At 64.7% G+C, this 4,801-nt stretch carries 5 protein-coding genes and 1 pseudogene; 3 read left to right on the top strand and 3 right to left on the bottom strand.

The genetic code is table 11. The features are described 5' to 3' along the window. The first annotated feature begins 261 nt into the window (after positions 1-261). Positions 262-552, top strand: coding sequence for a Rossmann-fold NAD(P)-binding domain-containing protein (locus Y705_RS0113400; protein ID WP_026533226.1), 291 nt, complete (start codon positions 262-264; stop codon positions 550-552). Between the two features lie 174 nt (positions 553-726). On the opposite strand, the gene Y705_RS0113395 is transcribed toward Y705_RS0113400, so the two are convergent. Genes Y705_RS0113395 through Y705_RS19990 form a run of 3 tightly spaced genes read right to left on the bottom strand, consistent with a single transcriptional unit; the run spans position 727 to position 3,698 of the window. Next, positions 727-1,602, bottom strand: coding sequence for a potassium channel family protein (locus Y705_RS0113395; protein ID WP_026533225.1), 876 nt, complete (start codon positions 1,600-1,602; stop codon positions 727-729). 56 nt (positions 1,603-1,658) lie between these two features. Beyond that, on the bottom strand, positions 1,659-2,282 hold the full coding sequence (locus Y705_RS0113390; RefSeq protein WP_026533224.1) for a hypothetical protein: 624 nt from the start codon (positions 2,280-2,282) through the stop codon (positions 1,659-1,661). 36 nt (positions 2,283-2,318) lie between these two features. Next, a complete protein-coding gene (locus tag Y705_RS19990; RefSeq protein ID WP_081738058.1) occupies positions 2,319-3,698 on the bottom strand; it encodes a DUF2254 domain-containing protein in 1,380 nt (459 codons plus the stop codon). A 149-nt stretch (positions 3,699-3,847) separates the two neighbouring features. Here Y705_RS19990 and Y705_RS0113380 point away from each other — a divergent pair, with 149 nt between their 5' ends. Further along, positions 3,848-4,375, top strand: coding sequence for a DUF421 domain-containing protein (locus Y705_RS0113380; RefSeq protein WP_026533223.1), 528 nt, complete (start codon positions 3,848-3,850; stop codon positions 4,373-4,375). After that, positions 4,372-4,801: pseudogene (locus tag Y705_RS21425) on the top strand (hypothetical protein); the annotation flags it as partial. The gene Y705_RS0113380 and the pseudogene Y705_RS21425, both read left to right, overlap by 4 nt.

Raw genomic sequence — 4,801 nt, 5'->3', positions numbered from 1 at the left:
CGCCGGGGTCATCCGCGACCTCGTGGTTCGGGGAGCACAGGGGGTGATCCTCGGCTGCACCGAACTCGAACTGCTGATCGGCCAAAAGGACAGCCCCGTGCCCATCTTCGCCACCACCCGTCTCCACGCGATCGCCGCAGTGGACGAGGCGCTGCGCTGACTTCGACATGAGGGGGCGGAGCGTCCGGTCAACATCTAGGACCTTGTTCACGGAGGGACTATAGTCAGCCTACTTATATCGCAAGCTCGGAGACGCTCAGCATGCTCGAGATCGGTAAGGTCCTGCGACGGCACTTCGGTCGCAAGCTATCCTTTCCCACGCGCGAACTGCCGAAATTCGTGGCGAAGGCTTCTGGGCCCGCCATGGGGCTGACGCGTGATTTCGTCGAACGCAACGTCGGGTGGCCGCTTGATTTCGACAACACCCGGGCACGGGCTGAGCTCGGAATCGATTTCCGTCCGGCCGACCAGACGATCGTGGAACGGTACCCGCAGATGATTGACGACAAGATGGTGCGTGGAAACACGGCGAGGCAGATAGTCCGTGGCTGACTGAGGATGAGGGATCGGGCCTCGCTGGGCCCGATTCGAAAAGCCGCCCGTCGTTCGCCTTACCGGTTCGTCATCGGGGCTCCGGTTGAAGCGGGCCGTGGAGTATCGCGTTCTTCGCCGTCAGGCCTTGCGTGTCGTGACCGCAGCGCGCCGCGCGGCGCTGACAGTAGGCGTTCAGTCCCGGTAGGGGTAGCGATGGCTGGCGGCGTAGGCGGCGAATGTCTCGTCGACCCCCTCCTCAGCCGACAGGAATTCGAGCCGCAGGAAGGAGGCAAGGTCCTCCAGGCTGCCCTCGAGTACGGACCCGGCCAGGACGACGTCGTGCCGGTCCGAGGCGAGCGCTGCACGGCTCATATCGACGGCGTAGGACAGTGACGCCGCGAGCGAGGTGCGCGCGGTCGATTCACGGAAGTAGTAGGACTCGGCCGTCTGGGTGAAGTCCACCCGGATCTGCACGATGTCGCTGGCAAGGCTATCCAACGCGCGCGTTGAAGTAGCGGTCTCGAGCTCCGGCAGCTGTTTCGCGAATTCAGATTCGTCGAGGATGGACAGGCGGATGGCGAGTGCACGACGTCGGGCCAGGGCTGGATAGATCTGCATGAACCATGAGACGGCCGCTGTCAGCAGGCCAAAACCGGTCAAGGCCTCGAACGGCAGCGCGAGCCGGATGAGAGGGTCGATCGCGACAACGTCCCCCAGTCCCAGGGTGGTCAGTACGACGGAGGAAACATAGACGGCCTCGGGGAAATCCCCGTAGCGCGCCTCGTCGATGCCGGCCGAGTAGCTGAACCCCTCGGGGATATGCGGGTAGTAGATGAGCGCCCATCCTCCGATCTGCAGGAGGGCCCAGAAGAGAATGACGGTCACTGCGGCCAGCGGGCCGGCGAGGGAGGTTGCACGATGGCCAAGGAGCCGCACCGCTTTCCATACCGCTCCGGCGCACCGGCGGCTGAGCAGTCCCTTTCCTGCCGGATGCAGCAGCGTCTGGAAGACCTCGAGCAGTCCCGCGCCGATCACAAGGATCCCGAGAACCGTGAACAACCAGCTCATGGGCTCTCCTGGGGCTTGTTCAACGGACTCTTCGAATGACGTCTCTCACCAGGGCCTCATCCGGCCGAGCGACCTCCGACTGCGTCGGAGCCCTTCGGCCTGACCAACAGGGCCAGGAGTGCTGCGACGACGGACGCGATGAAAAGGACGGTCTTGAGCACAGTGAGGGTCGAGGCCAGCGCAACGGTGCCGGAATCGATTGTTCCGGAGGCGAAGACCGCCTCGAGGGTGAGGTTCTCCGCGATGTCCACGGCCGCGTAGAGGACCGGGACAATCAACAGCAGCAATGCGACCTTCCTCCCGCGGGTCACCCGCAGGATGAGCAGGACGAGGGTCGCGGCGAAGACCAGGGGGAAGAGCATGTCCCACAGGTAGTGGGATGCACCGTAGCGCTCGTAGAGCTCGTCCGTCATGCCGGCCTGGACGCTCTCCACGTAGCCGGCGTCATACCCGCCCAGCTGCGTGTCCGGCATGCCCAGGCCGTTCAGCGCCCGTTCGAGCGAGGCGAGCTGGAGCCCGTTGATCATGGCGAGCACCACGCTCAGGAGAACGCCAAGGACAATGGCGATGGCGGCTCGTCCCCGGGGCTTCCTTCCCTTGCGGTCGGCATCGGGAGGTCCGGCAGTGGAGTGCGGGGCTGCTGTTCTGGGCGGTCGGGAGTTCTCCGGAGTGTGGGCCATCAACCCATTATGTGCAGAGCCTGCGGGCCGACGCCCTTACGATTCCGTAACGCCCGTGCCCGAGATCGGGGCCCCGCCCACGGGCCACGCTGATCCGAGGGCCGCCTCGACTGCTGCGAATTCTGCAGCAAGTTTCTCCTTGACATGCGAGTCGAGGTTACTTTCATCTGCCGCGGTGCGAGTTCTGCTCAGTTGCTCGATCACCGCGGACCGGGCCTCCGCCGAATCATGCACCCACGCCACCTCCCGCAGCATCTGCACGATCCGTGCCGCCATGCGCGGGTCCGACATGCCGTACTCGAGCATCTGTTCCATAGCGAGATTCAGGAGGTAGGGGAACGTCGGATACTGCAGCACCACGCGGCCCACGCCGTCGTCGTCCTGCAGTATTTTGGGGCCGGTCTTCCGGCCGGCGAGACCGCACAGCACGCTCGCGACGTGGCTCAGAGCGTGGATGGCGGTCGTCGGGTCGTTGATACCTGGAGACAGCGCGCGGCTTGCGACATCAAGCAGTTGCTGGAGCCCGAAACCGGCGTCCTGCGTCGAGGTGCGTTCGAAACCGGTCGCCACTCCGGAGTTCAGCCCCTTGCTGATCGCCTTCCGTCGTTCGGCGTCGACGCTGCCCCCGTCGAGCGACCAGGCCCGGGCGAAGGGAACACCCTTCACCAGTGACGCCCCGGGCATCACATCGACCACGATGAACGTCCCGGTGTCCTTTGCCGTCGTGAGGGCGGCGTCCGGGTCGAGCCGCAGCAGGAATCCGGAGGTGCTGTTCTCGATGAGGGTTTCACCGGCTCCGAGTCCGATCGGGGGACGAGCGGGTTCGTTGTCATCGGAAAAAATCTGCGTGAGCGCGTTATCGGCTTCGCGGTGGACATCGCGCAGCATGGTCTCGACACGGATCTGCTGCGCCAGATGGGCCAGGAAAAGCACGAGGCCGACGACGCTTCCGAGGGTCAGGAGAAAGGCGACCGTTACCGAGATCACGGGTACGAAACCCTCCCCTTCACTGGTCTCCACCCGAACGCTTCGCAGGACGGTCAGCGCGAAGGTGAACGTGGCCAGAAAGAGCGCGAGCGTGTTGTGGACGAAGCGGTCGCGCGTGAAGGTGCGAAGCAGGCGCGGGGAGAATTGGCTGCTCGCCAGCTGCAGCGTGACCACTGTCAGGGAGAAGGTCAGCGAGGTGACCGTGATCATCGAACTGGCAATGGTCTCCAGCAGCGAACGTGCCGCCTCCGGCCCTCCACCGAACAGGAGTCCGGAGACCGTGGACGGAAGGTCTTCGTCGATCAACCCGTCGAGGAACGGCAGGTACTGCCCGAGAGTGACCGACACCACTACCGCCAGGAGGGGTGCAGGCCATAATTGGGTGCGCAGTGAATCTTTGAGCAGGCTGGTGTCGACGGAGCGCTTCATCGGGATACCGCAGTGTGAGGGGAATGGACGTCGAAGCGGCAGGTGGTCGCGTGCATGTTCAAAGGATACTGTCGAGGAGCCGAGGGGAAGTGGATTCATTCAGGAACTGCTCTCACCATCCGGTTCCCGCGTCCTGGAAGGAACACCCTATGTGGTTCGACTCGTGGTCGGACGTCCTGCGCGTCCTTCTGGTGGGCTCTGCCTCCTACGTCACCCTGGTGCTGGTGCTGCGGGCCTCCGGAAAGCGGACCTTGAGCCAGCTCAACGCGTTCGATTTCATTGTGACGGTGGCCCTCGGCTCCACCCTCGCCACCATCCTCCTGAGCTCCGACGTGGCCTGGGCCGAGGGACTGGCAGCGCTTGGCCTGCTGGCGGCCCTGCAGTATTTGGTTGCCTGGATCTCATCACACTGGCCCGGAGCGCGTTCCTTCGTGACGGCGAAGCCCGTGGCACTCGTGCGCGACGGCGAACTCCAGCATGAGGAGCTACGCCGGAACCGGCTGACCGCGTCGGAGGTGCGTCAGGCGGTGCGAAGCACCGGATCCGGGGATCTGTCCGACGTCGCCGCGGTGGTCCTGGAAACGAACGGCACCATGAGCGTCATTCCCACGAGTAAGTGTGGGAGCGGATCCGCACTCGAGGGTGTCCTCAACTGGCGTGACGGGCGTGAAGGGTGACCGATCCCCGAGCCGGTGCCACCAGACACGAGGCCAGTCCCGCCGAAAGGCTGGGAACTGCCGAGCTGCTGGCCCGCCGCCTCGACAAACCGATGGGGATCCTCGGCGTCATCTTCCTTTTCGTGGTGCTCGGCCAGCTTCTGGCCACGGAACCCCGCATGGCGCTCGCCTTCGCCATCGCCGGGTGGATCTTCTGGGCGGTCTTTGTCGGGGAATTCCTCCTGCGTGCCTATATCGCAGGGTTCCGTAAACAGTTCTGGAAGAAGAACTGGTGGCAGGTCATCTTTCTGCTTGTCCCGTTCCTCCGGTTCTTCCGGGCATTGCAGGCGCTTCGTTTCGTGCGGCTGGCGCGGTTCGCCCGCTTCGGCGGCATTGTTTCCGCGGGGGTCCGCGGGTCGCGGTCGGCGGGACGGCTGCTCTCGAGCC

The sequence above is a fragment of the Arthrobacter sp. H41 genome (genome assembly GCF_000520535.1).
Taxonomy (GTDB): Bacteria; Actinomycetota; Actinomycetes; order Actinomycetales; family Micrococcaceae; genus Arthrobacter_D.
Note: the sequence above shows the minus strand (reverse complement) of the source record. Positions and strands in the feature narration are given on the sequence as shown.

Excerpts from the sequence above, each read along its gene's own strand:
- Y705_RS0113400 (WP_026533226.1), top strand. The coding sequence starts at position 262 with ATGCTCGAGATCGGTAAGGTCCTGCGACGGCACTTCGGTCGCAAGCTA.
- Y705_RS0113395 (WP_026533225.1), bottom strand. The coding sequence starts at position 1,602 with ATGAGCTGGTTGTTCACGGTTCTCGGGATCCTTGTGATCGGCGCGGGA.
- Y705_RS0113390 (WP_026533224.1), bottom strand. The coding sequence starts at position 2,282 with ATGGCCCACACTCCGGAGAACTCCCGACCGCCCAGAACAGCAGCCCCG.
- Y705_RS19990 (WP_081738058.1), bottom strand. The coding sequence starts at position 3,698 with ATGAAGCGCTCCGTCGACACCAGCCTGCTCAAAGATTCACTGCGCACC.
- Y705_RS0113380 (WP_026533223.1), top strand. The coding sequence starts at position 3,848 with ATGTGGTTCGACTCGTGGTCGGACGTCCTGCGCGTCCTTCTGGTGGGC.